The 15845-nt window shown below is 58.7% G+C and carries 17 protein-coding genes and 1 pseudogene; 13 read left to right on the top strand and 5 right to left on the bottom strand.

The window, feature by feature from the left end:
- The first annotated feature begins 20 nt into the window (after positions 1 to 20).
- The 10 genes from acuI to AC1DK4_RS29765 all read left to right on the top strand — a co-directional run bounded on the left by acuI (position 21) and on the right by AC1DK4_RS29765 (position 10107).
- On the top strand, positions 21 to 1007 hold the full coding sequence (gene acuI, locus AC1DK4_RS29810; protein ID WP_441619873.1) for an acrylyl-CoA reductase (NADPH): 987 nt from the start codon (positions 21 to 23) through the stop codon (positions 1005 to 1007).
- A 137-nt stretch (positions 1008 to 1144) separates the two neighbouring features.
- Complete coding sequence (locus tag AC1DK4_RS29805; RefSeq protein ID WP_477131957.1) at positions 1145 to 2002, top strand: alpha/beta fold hydrolase; 858 nt, start codon at positions 1145 to 1147, stop codon at positions 2000 to 2002.
- Positions 2003 to 2013: 11 nt separating this feature from the next.
- Positions 2014 to 2919, top strand: a complete 906-nt coding sequence (locus tag AC1DK4_RS29800) for an enoyl-CoA hydratase/isomerase family protein (RefSeq protein WP_477131956.1) — start codon at positions 2014 to 2016, stop codon at positions 2917 to 2919.
- A gap of 375 nt (positions 2920 to 3294) precedes the next feature.
- The gene (locus tag AC1DK4_RS29795) at positions 3295 to 4095 is read left to right on the top strand and encodes an SDR family NAD(P)-dependent oxidoreductase (protein WP_477131955.1); all 801 of its coding nucleotides are present in this window, start codon (positions 3295 to 3297) and stop codon (positions 4093 to 4095) included.
- Positions 4096 to 4449: 354 nt separating this feature from the next.
- Entirely contained in the window at positions 4450 to 4923 is a 474-nt protein-coding gene (locus AC1DK4_RS29790) for a DUF6841 family protein (RefSeq protein ID WP_441619865.1), read from the top strand.
- A 19-nt stretch (positions 4924 to 4942) separates the two neighbouring features.
- The gene (locus AC1DK4_RS29785) at positions 4943 to 5758 is read left to right on the top strand and encodes an alpha/beta fold hydrolase (RefSeq protein ID WP_477131954.1); all 816 of its coding nucleotides are present in this window, start codon (positions 4943 to 4945) and stop codon (positions 5756 to 5758) included.
- A 134-nt stretch (positions 5759 to 5892) separates the two neighbouring features.
- Positions 5893 to 6495: a TetR/AcrR family transcriptional regulator gene (locus AC1DK4_RS29780; protein WP_441619861.1), complete on the top strand. Its 603-nt coding sequence runs from the start codon at positions 5893 to 5895 to the stop codon at positions 6493 to 6495.
- 253 nt (positions 6496 to 6748) lie between these two features.
- Positions 6749 to 7654 carry an alpha/beta hydrolase gene (locus AC1DK4_RS29775; protein WP_477131960.1) on the top strand — a complete coding sequence of 302 codons (906 nt, stop codon included), beginning with the start codon at positions 6749 to 6751 and terminating at the stop codon, positions 7652 to 7654.
- A gap of 41 nt (positions 7655 to 7695) precedes the next feature.
- A complete protein-coding gene (locus AC1DK4_RS29770; RefSeq protein WP_441619859.1) occupies positions 7696 to 8565 on the top strand; it encodes an MBL fold metallo-hydrolase in 870 nt (289 codons plus the stop codon).
- A 216-nt stretch (positions 8566 to 8781) separates the two neighbouring features.
- A complete protein-coding gene (locus tag AC1DK4_RS29765; protein ID WP_441619857.1) occupies positions 8782 to 10107 on the top strand; it encodes an MFS transporter in 1326 nt (441 codons plus the stop codon).
- A 104-nt stretch (positions 10108 to 10211) separates the two neighbouring features.
- Here the strand turns inward: AC1DK4_RS29765 and AC1DK4_RS29760 are convergent, their stop codons facing one another.
- Complete coding sequence (locus AC1DK4_RS29760; RefSeq protein WP_441619855.1) at positions 10212 to 10733, bottom strand: RNA-guided endonuclease InsQ/TnpB family protein; 522 nt, start codon at positions 10731 to 10733, stop codon at positions 10212 to 10214.
- Positions 10734 to 11210: 477 nt separating this feature from the next.
- Between AC1DK4_RS29760 and tnpA the strand changes: the two are divergent.
- A pseudogene (gene tnpA / locus AC1DK4_RS29755) lies at positions 11211 to 11471 on the top strand (IS200/IS605 family transposase); the annotation flags it as partial.
- A 213-nt stretch (positions 11472 to 11684) separates the two neighbouring features.
- Here tnpA and AC1DK4_RS29750 read toward each other — a convergent pair.
- The 3 genes from AC1DK4_RS29750 to AC1DK4_RS29740 form a co-directional block, all read right to left on the bottom strand.
- Positions 11685 to 11960, bottom strand: coding sequence for a hypothetical protein (locus AC1DK4_RS29750; RefSeq protein WP_441619854.1), 276 nt, complete (start codon positions 11958 to 11960; stop codon positions 11685 to 11687).
- Between the two features lie 113 nt (positions 11961 to 12073).
- Positions 12074 to 13240, bottom strand: coding sequence for a porin (locus tag AC1DK4_RS29745; RefSeq protein ID WP_441619852.1), 1167 nt, complete (start codon positions 13238 to 13240; stop codon positions 12074 to 12076).
- A gap of 206 nt (positions 13241 to 13446) precedes the next feature.
- A complete protein-coding gene (locus AC1DK4_RS29740) occupies positions 13447 to 13797 on the bottom strand; it encodes a hypothetical protein (RefSeq protein ID WP_441619850.1) in 351 nt (116 codons plus the stop codon).
- Between the two features lie 143 nt (positions 13798 to 13940).
- Between AC1DK4_RS29740 and AC1DK4_RS29735 the strand changes: the two genes are divergently transcribed.
- Positions 13941 to 14189, top strand: a complete 249-nt coding sequence (locus AC1DK4_RS29735; protein WP_441619848.1) for a hypothetical protein — start codon at positions 13941 to 13943, stop codon at positions 14187 to 14189.
- 288 nt (positions 14190 to 14477) lie between these two features.
- On the opposite strand, the gene AC1DK4_RS29730 is transcribed toward AC1DK4_RS29735, so the two are convergent.
- On the bottom strand, positions 14478 to 15374 hold the full coding sequence (locus AC1DK4_RS29730; RefSeq protein ID WP_441619846.1) for a LysR family transcriptional regulator: 897 nt from the start codon (positions 15372 to 15374) through the stop codon (positions 14478 to 14480).
- A 172-nt stretch (positions 15375 to 15546) separates the two neighbouring features.
- Here AC1DK4_RS29730 and sdhC point away from each other — a divergent pair.
- Positions 15547 to 15845, top strand: a 299-nt coding sequence (gene sdhC / locus AC1DK4_RS29725; protein ID WP_441619844.1) for a succinate dehydrogenase, cytochrome b556 subunit, incomplete at its 3' end; no start/stop codon positions are given.

The raw sequence follows: 15845 nt of genomic DNA, 5'->3' as shown, positions 1-15845 counted from the left end.
ATCCGTGTAAAAGGAGAGGTATGGGAACGTTCAAAGGCGTACAGGTCACGGAAGTAGACGGCAAGCTCGCGGCTCAGCTCGCGGAGCTGACGGATGCAGACCTCGATCAAGGCGACGTTACGATCAAGGTGGATTACTCGACCGTCAACTACAAGGACGGTCTTGCAATCACCAGGCTCGGCGGCTTCATCAAAAGGTTCCCGATGATCCCGGGTATCGACCTTGCGGGCACCGTCGAAGCGTCGTCCCATCCAGACTTTAAACCTGGCGACAACGTAGTCCTGAACGGCTACGAGCTTGGCGCTACACACCACGGCGGATTTGCGCAGCGGGCCCGTGTACGTGGCGATTGGCTGGTCAAACTGCCGGCGAACATCTCCACTCGTCAGGCGGCCACTATCGGCACCGCCGGGTTCGCGGCCATGCTGAGTGTGCTCGCCCTCGAGCGCGGAGGCGTGCGCGGCGGTGACGTTATCGTCACTGGTGCCGCTGGCGGCGTGGGGTCTGTGGCCATCGCAGTCCTCGCAAAACTGGGCTATCGGGTCCTCGCGTCAACCGGCCGCGCATCCGAAGAGGCTTACCTGCGCTCGCTGGGCGCGGCCGAGATCATCGATCGGGCTACTCTGTCCAGCCCACCACAGCGTCCCCTCGGCGCCGAGCGATGGAGCGGCGCAGTCGACACCGTCGGAAGTCATACGCTCGTCAATGTGCTCGCACAGACCAAGTACGGTGGAACGGTGGCCGCCTGCGGCCTCGCGCAGGGCATGGACCTGACGGGCAACATGGCACCGTTCATCCTTCGGGGCGTAACGCTGAGCGGCATCGACACGGTGAATGCACCTATGGCAATCCGTGAGCAGGCCTGGTCTCGTCTCGCCACGGATCTCGATCCGGGTCTGCTCGACAGCATGGCCACGGTCATCGGCCTGAATGAGGCCGCGGGCCGCGCAGTGCAGGTATTGAAAGGCGAAGTGCGTGGACGCACGCTCGTCGACGTGAACGCCTAAGGCGTTCAGGAGGCCGGGGGCGACAGCGAAGCCATTTGATGAGACAACTGTTGCCCCATTGAAGCTGACCGGTCAGATTAATTTGACGTGCCGTTGAGGCTAAGGCACAGCCGTGTTGTATGAAGCAAGGACACGAAATGACGACAAAGGTTGGGCAGGTCAATGCCCAAAATCTCACCATTGAAGGCAGTAACGGCATCAAGTACGCGTATCGGCGATTCGGCAAGGCCGACGGCAATGCTTTGCCGCTGATCTTCTTCGTCCACTACCGTGCGAACCTGGACAACTGGGATCCGGCGCTCGTGGACGCGATCTCCGAGCAGCGAGAGGTCATCCTGATGGRCAACGTGGGTGTCGGTGGCTCCAGCGGCGCGACGCCCAACACCATCCGGGAGATGGCGCACGGCGCCATAGCGTTCGCCGACGCGCTGAAGATTGAGCGCTGCGACCTGTTCGGCTTCTCGCTCGGCGGTTTCATTGCCCAGGAATTCGCGCTGATGCGGCCCCATCAGGTTCGCCGCATGGTGCTCGCCGGGACTGGCCCGCAGGGCGGCCAAGACATGCACATGTACGTGCCCGAAGTCCTGAAGGTTGCACTCGCCGAGAAGAGCGACGCGGAAGATGTCCTGACCATCTTCTTCGAGAGAAGCGCCACCAGCCGCGCCAAGGGTATCGAGTTCCTTCGGCGCCGTCAGTTGCGCCAAACGGATCGCGACCTGCCTGTCAGCATTGCCACGCGTGATGCACACCTCACCGCCATCTCCACTTGGGGCATCCCTGACCCCACGAAGCTGACCCGGTTGGCCGCCATCAAGCAACCTACTCTGGTTGCAAATGGCGACAACGACATCATGGTGCCGACCGTAAACACCCACTTGCTGGCGCAGCACATCCCGAACTCGACGCTAAGCATCTACCCGGACGCGGGGCATGCATTCCTGTTCCAGTACCCGGAGCAGTTCGCTGCCGAAGTCAACACCTTCCTCGGGCAATAAGGAGAAGGCCAATGAAGCTCATCACCCAACTCATCACGGCGGCAGCCATCGTGTCGACCCATGTCGTGCCGGCCCTGGCTCAAGCTCCGACAGCTAAGCTAGGGCGCATGGTCACAGTGGAGGTCGTGTCGCCAAAGATCCGTAAGGTGGTCTATGCCAACCCACCCGTGAACCTGATTGTGCCCGAGGCCGTATCACAGCTGCGCGAGGTAGTGAAGTCGTTGAGCGAGGACCCGGCGGTTCAGGTTGTCATCTTCACCAGCAGCACGCCGCGCTTCTTCTTCAACCACTTCGATCTGAGCCAGGCCGCGAATTTCCCCAACTTGCCTGGGGATGATTCCACGCCTGCCTGGGTAGACCTGGTGGTGCGGCTGTCCAAGGCGCCCTTCATCAGCATCGGATCGATCCGGGGACGCACCCGAGGCGGTGGCAACGAGCTGAGCCTAGCGATGGACCTTCGGTACGCGAGCAAGGAGCAAGCGTACTTCTCGCAACCAGAGGTGGGCACCGGCATCGTGCCTGGCGGCGGTGGATCGGAACGGCTGCCGCGCCTGATTGGCCGTGACCGTGCGCTTGAAGCCATCCTAAGCGCTCAGGACTACGACRCCGAAACGGCCGAACGCTACGGCTGGATCACACGCGCCGTTCCTGATGTCGACCTAGATCGCTTTGTGGAGGCAGTTGCGTCGCGTCTAGCCTCGTTTGACAAGGAGGCTCTGGTTGCGGCCAAGGCCCAGGTCAATCGGGCAACTCTGCCGCCGGATGCAGACCTACACGCCGCCTACGGCGAGTACAGCCGCTCCCTTGCCTGGCAGGGCTTCCTCGCTCGCAGGCCGAAGCTCGGGAAGGTCGTGGCCGAGAAGGGGCTCGATTTCGAGCTGCAACTCGGCGAATACCTGGGGAAGCTCGGACAGTAGCCGTCAGGCACACCGAGGGAATCACATCAGAACGGGAGGAAGGTGCCTAATCGAGGCCCCTTCTCCCGCGTGTAAGGCATGCACCAGATCCCGATTCTCGCTAAGGGTGTGTTCGCGGCGCTGAAGAATACGCTGGACGTACGCGCGCTCACCGTTGAAAGCGATGCCTTCGTTTGCAGCAGCGAGAGAATCGAAGACGACGCGGACTGCGTGCAGCAAGAGCAATGCTCCCTGATGCTCGCGAGCCCTGTTGGAAGGGTCTGCCTGGAAGCGCATTGTTGGCAAGACCCTCGGCGCCGGATGGTACTGCAGACCATGAAGTCAAACCATCAACTGGTCTGTCTATCAGTCCAGCCCCATCAATAGGAGATATCCATGTCCACCACCAACAAGACCGCAGTCGTTACCGGCGCCTCTTCAGGCATTGGCGCTGTGTATGCCGATCGCCTCGCTGCTCGCGGCTTCAATCTAATCCTCGTCGCGCGTCGAGCTGACCGACTGGCAGCAGTGTCGGAGCAGCTCTCAAAGGCGTACGGCGTCAATGTCCAGACGCTGACGGCTGACCTCGAGAAAGACGCTGACCTCGCAAAGGTCGAGGCCGTCCTGGCGGAGGAACAGAGCATCAGCCTGCTTATTAACAACGCCGGCATGTCGAAGATGCGCCCGCTCGCCAGCACGGCAGTAAGCGATTCCTTGTCGCAGATTTCATTGAACATCGTAGCCCTAACGCGCCTAACCCATGCGGCGCTGCCGGGGTTCCTTTCGAGGAACGAGGGCGCCATCATCAACATCGCTTCAATCCTTTCCATCCAATACCTGCCTATCAGCGCAGYCTACAGTGGCACGAAGGCATACGTGCTGGCATTTACGCGCAGCCTTCAGAATGAGATCGCAACGACCGGCGTGAAGCTACAACTTGTCCTCCCCGGCGTGACTGCCACGGAAATCTGGACCGAGGGCGCGTCGGGTGTACCACTGGCAGCCATCGACAAAGACAAGGTGATGACCGCCGAAGACATGGTTGACGCTGCCTTGGCCGGGTTCGACAAGGGTGAGTTGGTCACTTGGCCATCGGTGGCGGATGAGAGCTTGTGGTCCAACTTCGATGCCGCTCGGGTCGAGCTTTTTGCAGCGACGCAGACGGGACGCCCTGCACCGCGATATCTGAAGGCCTGACCGTCGATGGGCTCCACCAGTTCGCGGTCGGCAGCCCCGAGATCCCGGCCTGGCAGATACAGGCCACTCAGCCCAGTGCCCCTCTGGTCGCAGCGGACCAGCGCGGCATCGGGATGCTGCACTTTCCTGAGCCCCACATAAATTCGGCTTGAGTTTTGAGACGACCGGTCATATTATACAAGCCCGGCCAGACGTAGACGGGACATCCTTGTGGTGGCCTTACTGCCCTTCCGCTCCGAGCCTGAGCTTGCAGCGACGTACAGGAAAGGTGAGCAATTGTGCTGCCACAGCATGGACGTATGCAGCGCCTGCGCAGCTCTTAACCACCAAGCAGAGACATTAGATATGGGAAACGTGTCAAATCAGATTGAAGAGAAGAACACCTTGGAAGAGGTATGGCAATGGTTCTTTGCAGACTATCTCCCGCGATGGGCCACGGCGGGTGAGCGAGGAGAAGACTCTTCGTTCGTCACCGAATACTGGGGCGCGCCGCTATGGGTAAGCATCGATGACAAGCCGGTCGTCTTGGCAGCGACAGAGGCGGAAGTTGCTGGAATTCTGGCGCCTATCCATGCGCGACTCAAAGCAGCTGGCTACAGCCACACGGCCGTACCCGATCGCCAGGTCACCGTATTCAACAAGAACAGCGCACAGATCAGGGTGATTTGGTCTCGTCGGCGAGCTGACGATTCGGAGATCGAGCGCTGCGTAGTTAACTTCAGTCTAATGAGGCGCGAGGACGGATGGCGTATTTTGCACATTCAGCAGAAGAGTACAGATGTGGCCGTGCTGTCCGAGGTGTGGTCTGTGCACAGCGTCCTTTCGTGATGACATTGCACCTATATTCTTGAGTAGAGAAATCGTGATATCCGACTTCGCACGCAAAATCACCCCATCTGGGGTCGAGTATCTTTCCAACGGCGGTAGCACCGAGCGGGTCTTGGTATTCGTTCACGGCTGGCGTGACAGCGCCTTGGGTTGGCAGTGGGTGATCGACAACCTCAAGCCCGAAGAGGAATGGCGGATCATCGCGGTCCAGCGGCATGCCGTTGAACGCAGCAACGCAGACACCGCTGGCTTGCTTGAAGACTATGCAGACCAAGTCATCGATGCAATAACAGATGGTGCGGCGCCAGAGAGCGTCATCGTGCTAGTGGGGCAGTCAATGGGAGCGCCTGTCGCCGAATTGGCGGCATCGCGAATCGCACAGCGGCTTCAAGGTCTGGTGCTCCTCACACCAGCTCCTCTCGCTGGCACTCCTCTTCCGCCCGAGGCACGGGAAGCCTTCGAGGCTGGTGCACGTGACCTGGACCGGGTCAATGCTGGGCTTAATCGCGTCGGTCTGGCTGTAAGTGTCAACGCAGAGACTCAATTGCGCATGATCCTTGCCACGCCGGCGGAGTCAGAGCATTCCACCTTGCAAACATTGGCATCGTGGATCGGTGGGCATCCTGGCGGCCAGCTGCCATCGTTAGTGACTGCACCGACACTGGTGTTGGTAACGGATGACAAGGCCTTTCCCGAAGAAATGCTCCGCGAAGTGGTCGCGCCGCGGTTCCAGAACGTCCAAATTGGCGAGGTGCGCGACGCGGGACATTTCCCTCACCTTGAGCGGCCGGAGGCGGTGGCCAGGGTGGTCGAAGACTTCGTTTCGAATCTTTAAAGGAAGGAATTCGACCCTCCGAACATAGGGGCTCCCGGCAGGTCAAGGTGGTCCATATGGTGCCAGCATGTCCGACTCTGCGTAGTGCGCAGGGCGAAGTGATATGCACCTAGATAGTCCATGAGGTAGACGGTTTGGATAATTCTGTCCATAACAAGCGCGGGCTTGAGACACGCAATAAGCTGATAACAGCTGGCCTTTCAGAATTCCATTCCCACGGATTCAATGGCGTAGGGATTGGCGACATCGTTAAGACTGCAGGCGTTCCAAAAGGATCGTTCTACAACCTTTTCGAAAGCAAGGAAGCATTTGCTGCGGAGGTGGTTGATCATTATTTCGAACTCGGCCTGAGCAAGCTAAATGAGTTCTTCGGCAACGCAGATCTTCTTCCAGTGGACCGGTTGCGTGGTTACTTCGGTGAGCGAATCAGCCACTTCGCAACGCTCGGGTTCCGACGGGGCTGTTTGATGGGAAACTTTACGCTGGAGACGGCCGACGAGAGCGATCTCATTCGTGGTCGCCTTGCGGAGAATTTCCAGATTTGGAGCGCAATCTTCGCATCGACAATCGAAGAGGCACAGCAGGCGGGCAGCATTAAAAATGGAATGCCGGCGTCTGTTTTAGCCGACTTCGTTCTCAACAGTTGGGAGGGCGCCATGCTGCGTATGAAAGCGGAGAAGAGTGTCACGCCGCTCGAAGAAGCGACTGAAGTCATCCTCCAGGTCGTTCTCGTTTGAAGGTCCGGGCAACAGTGTGAGCCGGGTGTACTAGCAGGCCGTCATCGCAATCACGCTGAAATGTCAGGGTAAATAGTTCTGTAGTCAACTGACCCAAACGTAAAGGATGGTGTTACGAAGCGGCCCGCCTTGGTCTCCAATTTGCAACGCCACCACGGGTGCCATTGCGCCCCCAGAAAGGCGGCTGATGAACGCCTCTACCCCTTCCCCACATGCGCGCAACGCGCAAGCATTTTCTTGGAGTTTCCCGCTAATGTCTTCAAAGATCGACGTCAACTTTCCCGCAGAAGGCGGGATCGAACTCGCTGCGTGGCTCTTCCTGCCAGATGGTAAGGGGCCTCATCCTGCCATCACCATGGCGCATGGATACGGCGGCACGCGCTACCATGCCCTAGAGAAGTTCGCCGAAGCCTTCGCGGCAGCTGGCTTCGTTGTCCTTGTACACGAACACCGAGGCTTTGGCGCGAGTGGCGGTGAGCCGCGCCAAGACATCAACCCGTGGCAGCAGATCGCTGACTGGCGCCGTGCCATCTCGTACCTGGAATCCCACCCCGCGGTCGATTCGTCACGAATCGGGCTCTGGGGCACCAGCTACGCCGGTGGTCATGCCATCGTGCTCGGCGCGACCGATCGTCGACTAAAGGCTGTGGTCGCTCAAGTGCCGACCATCAGTGGCTACGTGCAAGGTTTAAGGCGGGTATCCGCAGAAGCTTTGCCGGCACTCGAAGAGGCGCTTAACGAGGATGAGCGCGCCCAGCTTCGCGGAGAACCTCCCCGGCACCAGGCATTAGCAAGTGCTGATCCGGCAACTCCTGCTGCTTATCGTTCCCAAGATGCCATCGACTTCAATCTTCAGCCGATGCCAGAAGGAACCTGGGAGAACAAAGTCACGATCCGATCCACGCGATGGGCCCGCATGTACGAACCGGGAACGTGGATCTCACGAGTCTCACCAACGCCTTTGCTGCTGGTAGTCGCCAGCGAGGATAAGGCCACCCCGACCGACCTCGCGCTGRCTGCCTACGAGCAAGCATTGGAGCCAAAGAAACTCGTACTGCTTCCCGGCGGCCATTATGACCTGTACTTGGGTCAATCGGCGGCTGCCTGTAGCGCAGCCACCAACTGGTTCACGGAGCACCTCTTCCCGCAGCAAGCCTGAATACTCGCAAGCACCACATCGTCAAGCACTCGGAGCAAATCATGAACGAATCAAGCATCGCCGCAACGCCTCTGAAATGGGAACTGCTGGTTAAGCGGCGTGCGAGCGCCACCCAAGGGGTTCCGCCGGGCAAGGAAGACCTCACCTGGGTCGCCAACACAGTCACGCTGATCTACGGCGAGCGCAACGCCGTCCTGATCGACACCTTCCTGAGCGACGGACACACTCAGGAAATGATCGACTGGATCAAAGCACACGATCGGCATCTTGAGACCATTTATATCACGCACGGGCATCCTGATCACTTCTTCGGGTTGGCCAAGATGCGCGAGCACTTCCCAGATGCCCGGGCAATCGCACCGCTGCAGGTCGTTGAAGCAATGCATCAGTTAATCCGAGACGAAGAGACGGATAAGGTTTGGAGCAAACGCTTCCCAGGGCAAGTTCCTCCCAAGCTAATTCCAGCGGAGGTGCTTACCGGAAATACGTTCGACCTGGAAGGGCACGAGTTGCGCGTGGTGGACATCGGCCACACGGATACTGACAACACAACCGCACTTCACGTACCGTCCATCGGACTCCTAATTTCCGGAGACGCTATCTACAACAGCACGCACCCCTACCTTGGGGAGTCGGACGAAGACGGTCGTCGAGCCTGGCTCGCAGCGATCGACAAGATCGAGGCACTGAACCCGAAATACGTCATTGCTGGCCATGGCCCCCTCGACCCCGACAGCAGCCCTCGCCATATCCGAGCGACGCGGCAATACATCATGGATTTCGAGCGCGTGAATAGCCAAACTACGACTGCGCGCGAGCTTTACGACAACATGCTGGAACTCTACCCCGATCGGATCAATCCCGGCTCGTTGTGGGCGGCAGCCCATGCCGCGAAAAATACCCCGAGATAAGCAGGACGAACGTACCTGGCGCGATCTCGGTCGTCGAGATCGCAAACTCACCACGATATCCAGATTCCGGTCACGGCTCGCAGTTTCAATTTTCATAGCAGTTTGCGGCCGAGTTAGTCGGATTTCTTGTCTGATTCCCTCTGAAACGTCGGGCATGATGTCCGACGCTTCGGCCAAATCATTTCGCGTAAAAAATGCAATACCAGGAGACAAACTGTGAACGCACATGTTGACAGCCTATCAGCCACTTCCCGCGAGACCGACACGTCCGAACTCACGGTCGCGTACTCTACTGCCACCTGGAGGATCATCCCACTGTTGTCCATGATCTGGTTGATGGCCTGGGTGGATCGCGCGAACATCGCGTTCGCGAAGTTGCAGATGCTCTCCGATCTCGGCTTTAGTGAGGCGGTCTACGGCTTCGGTGCCGGCATCTTCTTCATCGGCTACGTTGCATTCGCCATGCCGGGAACGCTCCTTTTGAAGAAAGTTGGTGCGAAGCGAATGATCTCTGCGATCGTGATTGGCTGCGGAACGGCCAGCTTTGCAATGATGTTTGTTCACACGCCGGCAGAGTTCTACGCCTTGCGGCTGCTGCTCGGTATCTTTGAGGCTGCGTTTTACCCTGGGGTAATCCTGTACCTCACATATTGGTTTCCCGAGAGGATCCGCACTAGGAATTTTGGGGTCTTTCAGTCTTTCGCCGCACTGGCACCGGTTATTGTCGGACTTTCCGGGGCAGTGGCGTTCGACCATCTCGGCGGAAACATGGGCCTCGCTGGATGGCGGTGGATGTTCCTTGTGCAGGCGGTGCCGACCGTCATCCTTGGAATGGTCGCCGCCTTTGTGCTGTCCAACGATCCGTCGTCCGCGCGATGGCTATCCCACAAGCAAAAGGCGTTGATGCTCTCGGACTTGCGCAGTGAGGCAAAGGCGCCAGCGCAGAATGAAGGCATGCTTGAGGTTATTAGAAATAGGGCCGTGTGGCTGCTGATCGCAGTCTATTTCTGTACGCTTTACGCAAATGCTGCACTGGTCTTCTTCATGCCGACGATTCTCAAGCTGTCAGGGTTCACCAACTACGGAAGCATCGGTACCGCTTCAGCAGTGGTATGCATCCTCGGTGCCCTGATCACCATTGCCATTTCCACTAGCGCATCGCGAAAGAGATCAGTCCAAAGCCATTTTGTTTTTTCTTCGCTTTGCATTGCCGTCTCATTTGTGGCGGTGACCTTCGCGTGGCATGGCCATCCGTATCTCACCACTGTTCTCCTCGCGCTAGCACTTGGTGCGATGGGGGCAGCCATTTCACTGTTCTGGCAGTTTCCCCCAAGGCTGCTGACGCCAACAACTGTAGCCGTTGCGATTGGCTTCATTAGCACTTTCGCAAACCTCGGCGGCTTCGCCTCTCCTTGGTTGATTGGGTTAGCGAAAACCGCAACGGGCGACTATTCGGGAAGCTTCATCGCCGCGGCCGTTATTCAGATGTTTGCTGCAGCACTGCTCGTCAAGACGATGTCGGCCGAACGTTTCAGTCACTGATTCCATAGCGTTGTCAACTTTCCGATAGCGAAACAAAGCTGTGAGAAGCGGGGCGACTGCTCAGCGAACAGTTGAACTACCACTTCATTGACTTCCTCTCCGGGCTAAACCCCGGAGATTCCTTCTGTAAGCGCCTGAAGTCCCAGGCGAGCAATATTCCGGGCGGCGTTTGTGTCGCGGTCGTGTACCGCTCCGCAATCGCTGCACGTCCATTGCCTTATTCCAAGTCCGGCCCTACCTTTCGGACTGCCGGGCGGGATAACGCCACAGCACGAGCACGTTTGGGTTGAAAACGCTTCGTTGACCTCTGCGAACACCACGCACTGCCTGATGGCCTTGTCCTTGAGTTGTGTCCGGAACGTCCTCCACGAGGCATCGAGCGCGGACTTCGCCATGTTCGTTTGTGCCAGCGCCTTCGCGTTCACGTTGCCGATGAAGATTGCTGCATGTTTTTTGACAAGCGCCGACGTTTCCTTGTGGATGGCGTCCTTGCACTGATTCGCGATTTTGGCGTGGATAGCCTTCACGCGCTTCTTCTTGCGAGCGCGTTGCGCAATACCCAGCGCCGCTTCCGACTCGCGATACCACTGGTTCGGCTCGAATTTTTCGCCACTGCAATAGCGCAAGCGACTTCAGGCCAAGGTCGATGCCGAGCACCGACGCACCATCCGGCACGCGCTTTTCTTCGATCTGTACCTTGACGGCCACGTTGAGATACCAACGCCCGCGCGAGTCCTCGTTGAAACTGCCCGCCTTCAATTCGTATTTCGACAGGCCATATGAGTCCCACAGCCCAATATTAATGCCGTTGAAGCGGACCTGGCCGTTCTTGTACGTCAGCGCGCGGGCCTTGAATGGAACCCATTCCAGCGAGTATTTGGGGGACTTGCGGTCRCTCACGCGCCAGTTGAGACGCTTCCGTTTGAACTGCTTGAGCCGTGTCGCGAACTCTTCGCACCCCTGCTGCTGCGTGGCTGACCCGATGGAGACGCCTTCGCACTTGCTGAAGCCATTGTTCAGTTTTTGCAGGTCGAAGCCGGATAACCAGACCTTCGGGCGACTGCAGTACCGCTTGAGGCTGCGGAACTGGGTCTCGTTGTCGGGCCGAGTTCGTGGAATTCAACGGCGAGCACGACCACGTACACCTGTTGGTCAACCACCCGCCGAAGGTGGCGTTGTCGAATCTCGTCGCGTCGCTGAAGGGCGTGTCATCACGTATGCTCCGACAGCAGTTTGGAGACTCTCATCTGTGGCTGAAGCGGCGGGGCGTGTTGTGGTCGCCTTCCTATTTCGCGTCATCGTGCGGCGGTGCGCCGATAGATATCCTCCGGCAATACATTGAGGAACAGCAAGCGTCCCACTAGGACGCCTGCGGCGTCCGTGCTCTCGACCCCGGACTAAACTCCGGGGCTTCCCGCACATCTGGTGAAGGATCGGGACCGCAAGTTGATGCGCTATATCCGTCAGCACAACAAGAATCCCAAGCCCATCAAGCGGAAGTAGGACGTTCCGTCGCGGCGAATTCGCCCAGTGTCATTTCAATGATGCGGCGGACTAACACAGGCCTTCGAGACTGTTCATCTTTCCGCCGTGACGGCAGTACGATGTGGCTTGGTGCTCTTTGGGTGACGGCTCCTCACTTTCGTCGGGGCCAGATTCGCCCGAGTACTTTTGTCGGCGCCTTCGGTGTATGGATCGAATTTGTCCATAGATCTTGCAGCATCAGGAACATACCCATCCCTATTCGTAGCGCGCATGTTGTAATCATAGCGATCTGCTGAATCCGACGGTCCTGCGGCAAGAGCAGTCCCGGATGAAATTGCTGCGATGATCAATGCGAGGGCACGCTTCATGAACTTCTCCGGACGGAATTGCAAGGCGAAAAAAATAGTGAGGTGTACGTCATCGCGGAAATCTTAGCCTTTCGAGCTACCTGCTACTTTAATAAGGATATGAGCTAGGACGATCAGAAGATGTGCCGCATGCCCAACGAAATGCCAAGCTGGCCGCTGGCATCGGGCGTCTTGTAGTAGACCTGTGAGGTCGACGGCAAATAGCCCACGGACTGGCCGTTCGGCAAGTAGGCGATGTTGTCCCAGTTCAGCGACGCATTGTGCGCGTAGTTCACCGCGAAGAACACGTCGGTTCGCTTGGACAGGCTGTAGTCGGCCAGCGCCAGATATTGCTGGGGGTTCTTGGGGTTGGTCGATACGCCGTTGATGCGCGCCGCCTTGATGTCGTCGTAGTAATAGGCCAGCGTCAGGCGTAGCGCGGCGGTGGCGTCCCAGTTCATGCCCACCCAGTACATATCGTCGCGATGCGGCAGCAGTGTCGGCGTGCCGGTTGCCGGCCCCACCGAATTGCCCCAGCGATAGCCGGCCACCATCTTGACCTGGCCTAGCCGGTAGCTGGCGCCCAGCATGGCGCGCATGTCGCGGCCATAGTCGTTCGAGCCCGATGTGCCGGCGGCCTGCGCGGTATTGAGCGACTTCACTTCGTCGTAGGCGGCGGCCAGTCCGAGCGGACCGCTGTTGTACTGCAGGCCCCCGCCATAAGCGGAACCCACGGCAAAGGTCCCCGATCGCTCGCCAAACGACCAATGCGCCATGGCCGTGACCGGGCCGAACGTGCCCTGGTACTGCACCATGTTGTTCTCGCGGAAGTTCGGTCCTGCAATACCCACCAACGGCTCGAACTCCCCGGCGTACGCCACCGGCGTGAAGCTGCCCATGGTCAGGAACGCGGACGTGTACTGGCGGCCAAATGTGATCTTGCCCCACGGGTTCTGCACGCCCACAAATGCCTGGCGGCCGAACAGCAGGCCGCCGTTGCCCATCTTGCCGTCGTCGGCGTTGAACTGGTTTTCCAGCACGAACAGGCTCTTCAGGCCGCCGCCCAGATCTTCCACACCGCGCAGGCCGAAACGCGACTGTGCAATGCCCGACGAGTTCATGAACACGGCCGATCCGCTGCCCGGCGCCAGCACGCCGTTGCTGGTGTTCTGCGCGTGGTTGACGTACTGGATGCTCGTGGTGAGGACGCCATAGAGCGTCACGGACGATTGCGCCCAAGCGGCTGGCGCAAGCACTGCGCCGGCGATGGCGGCGAACAACTTCTTCTTCATTGTTGACATAGAACGTCCACTACAGATGCTGCGACTTGCACGCGCTTGAATGACTTGAATGACTGCCTCTGAGGCCTGTCTTAGCTATGGGCGGCGATAGCCGCCAATTGAACAAGGGCCAGGGATTACAGCGTTCGCGGCAGCGCCACGACGCACGCTGAATATGGCCCAGTCTCATTCGGCACCGTGCGGTGCCGAATGAGACGTCTCCACAATCATTGTTTTTTGCGCGCGCCTTCCGTATATGGATCCGGCTTACCACTCCTGGCGCCATCCGTATATGGATCGCGTGCGCGGACCTTGGTTTCGACTTTGTCATCGACCAACCGGGAGGCCGTTGACGACCTTGCACCGTCGGTGTACGAATCGAACTTTCCCGAGTTTGCGCCGTCAGTGTACGGATCAAACTTTCCCGTCTTTGCGCCGTCGGTGTACGGATCCGGCTTCTCGGTTTTAGCGCCCTGGGTATAGGGGTCCACAGCCTTTCGCTGTTGCGCAAATACTTCCGGCACGGCGACGGTGGCCGTGGCCGCAACAAGCAGGCTGGTTAGTAGGGTCTTGGTCATATCGATAGCTCATTAACGTTCATAAGGCGCGATGTAAATGGCCTGTCCGACTGCGCCCAGTTCCATGCGGGCAAGCTGCCGTCGATGCTCATTCGCTCGAAACGCTTCGGTTTGTGCACCTATGGCACCGGCCCAAGTATAATATGACCGGTCATCTTGTTGTCAAGAATTTCCGGACGCTGTGTGTGTCCTTGTCATCCTACGAACTCGATAGCCAACCGCAGTATTGCATCCTGACCTATCGCCATGCGCCCGAGACCGTGCGTGCCGCGCTGGCAACGGCTTCTGCCGACAGGCGCGAGAAGATCCTAGACGCGCTGGATGCGCCGACCATCAGCCTTCAGGAATGCAGCTCGATGCCGGCCACTCGTTTGTATCGCGCACTCTGTTGATGTCGACACAGCGGGGTGGCCGCCCGATTGCCGTTTTCCGAGTGGTGCTGGCCGACCCGGATACGACGGATGCCATCCTGCAGGACATCCTCGACGAGCAGCGCGCGCTGGCGGCGGCCAGCCCAGGCATGGCGCCGCTGACGGCGCTAGTGGGGCGCCGGGCGCCGTGTGAGGATTTGCAGCAGGCGGGCGCCATTCCCCGACCGTATGTCGCTGGTAACGGTCCGGCGAGTACCATCATTGCGGCAGCTCACCATCGGACGCGAATCCAGCTGTCAAACGGAGAATTCAATGATCGTCAGCCACAGCCTCCGAAACCTTCGCCAGAAAATTGGCCGTCTTCGCAGGTGTTGGCTCAATCCTCGACGCCAGCGCCAGGCGGATAGAGATTGGACTGCCAATTATGTCTTTATACACAACGCCCTCGACCTGAATCTGGCAAACAGAGGCAGGAACAATTGACACGCCAAACTCCGCTGCAACAAGATTCACTACGGAAGAGAGCTGCGGCGCTTCCTGCCCGGCGATGAGATCAAAACCGGCCAGCTTGCAAGCGCCGATAATGACGTCATGCAAGGTAGGACTCGCTTCGCGAGGCAGCAGAACAAAATGGTCCTCCGCCAATGCGTCGAGGGATATCCGGCGTCGCTTCGCAAGAGGATGGGTTGCGGGGAGCACGACCTTCATTGGCTCCACGGCAATGTGCTGCAGTTGAACCCCGGCCGGTGACTGCCCGCTCAAACGGACAAAGGCGACATCGACCCGGCCATCGTTGAGATAGGCGAGGAGTTGTGAAGTATTACCTTCTGCCAGGGTGAGGACAACATTGGGGTAATCCTGCCGATATGCCCGGATCAGCCTGGAGACCACGGGGTTGAACGCGGCGGAGCCGGTAAACCCGATGTTGAGGCGCCCGATTTCGCCCCGTCCGGCGCTTTGTGCTTTCTCTACGGCCGCGCGAGTGTCATGGAGTATTCGCCTAGCATCCGTTGCAAAGGCCTCGCCCGCTTCAGTCAGGACCACTCCATGCCCGGTTCGGCGAAACAGCTTTACCCCTAGCTCGTCCTCCAACACGTGAATCTGCTGGCTGAGAGGCGGTTGGCCAATGCCGAGCCTTTCTGCTGCCCGCGTGACGTTGCGCTCATCAGCGACGGCGAGGAAGTAGCGAATATGCCGCAGTTCCATACGATATCTGGTTTTATATATATCAGAAAGATGCGATAGATATTGGACAGTATATCAGTGAAGGGCCAGAATGCCGCGTATCGTGCCTCGCCGACATCCCGCTGTCTACGACCGCGGAGATGCTACTTGAGGCCAAGGCGACGAATCAATCCAACGAAGAGAATCAGCCCCCATGGAAAAATCGCAGCCAACCAGGCCCGAATACCGGAATATCGGTATCTCGCAGATCGCGAGCTACCGGTTGCCCTGGGCCGGCAAGGTGTCCATCCTGCATCGCGCAAGCGGTGCCATGATGTTCCTCCTTCTTCCTTTCGTCCTGTACCTGTTCGAGCAAAGCGTCACCTCCGAACTGAGTTTCGCAAAGTTCTCGGCGCTCCTGTCCGGCGGCTTCGTCAAGCTGGTTCTGCTGGCCCTGATCTGGGGTTACCTCCACCACTTCTGTGCCGGCATCCGTTTCCTGCTGCTCGACGT

The sequence above is a fragment of the Cupriavidus sp. 05N38 genome (genome assembly GCF_056397345.1).
This window is presented reverse-complemented; position numbering and strand designations above follow the sequence as displayed.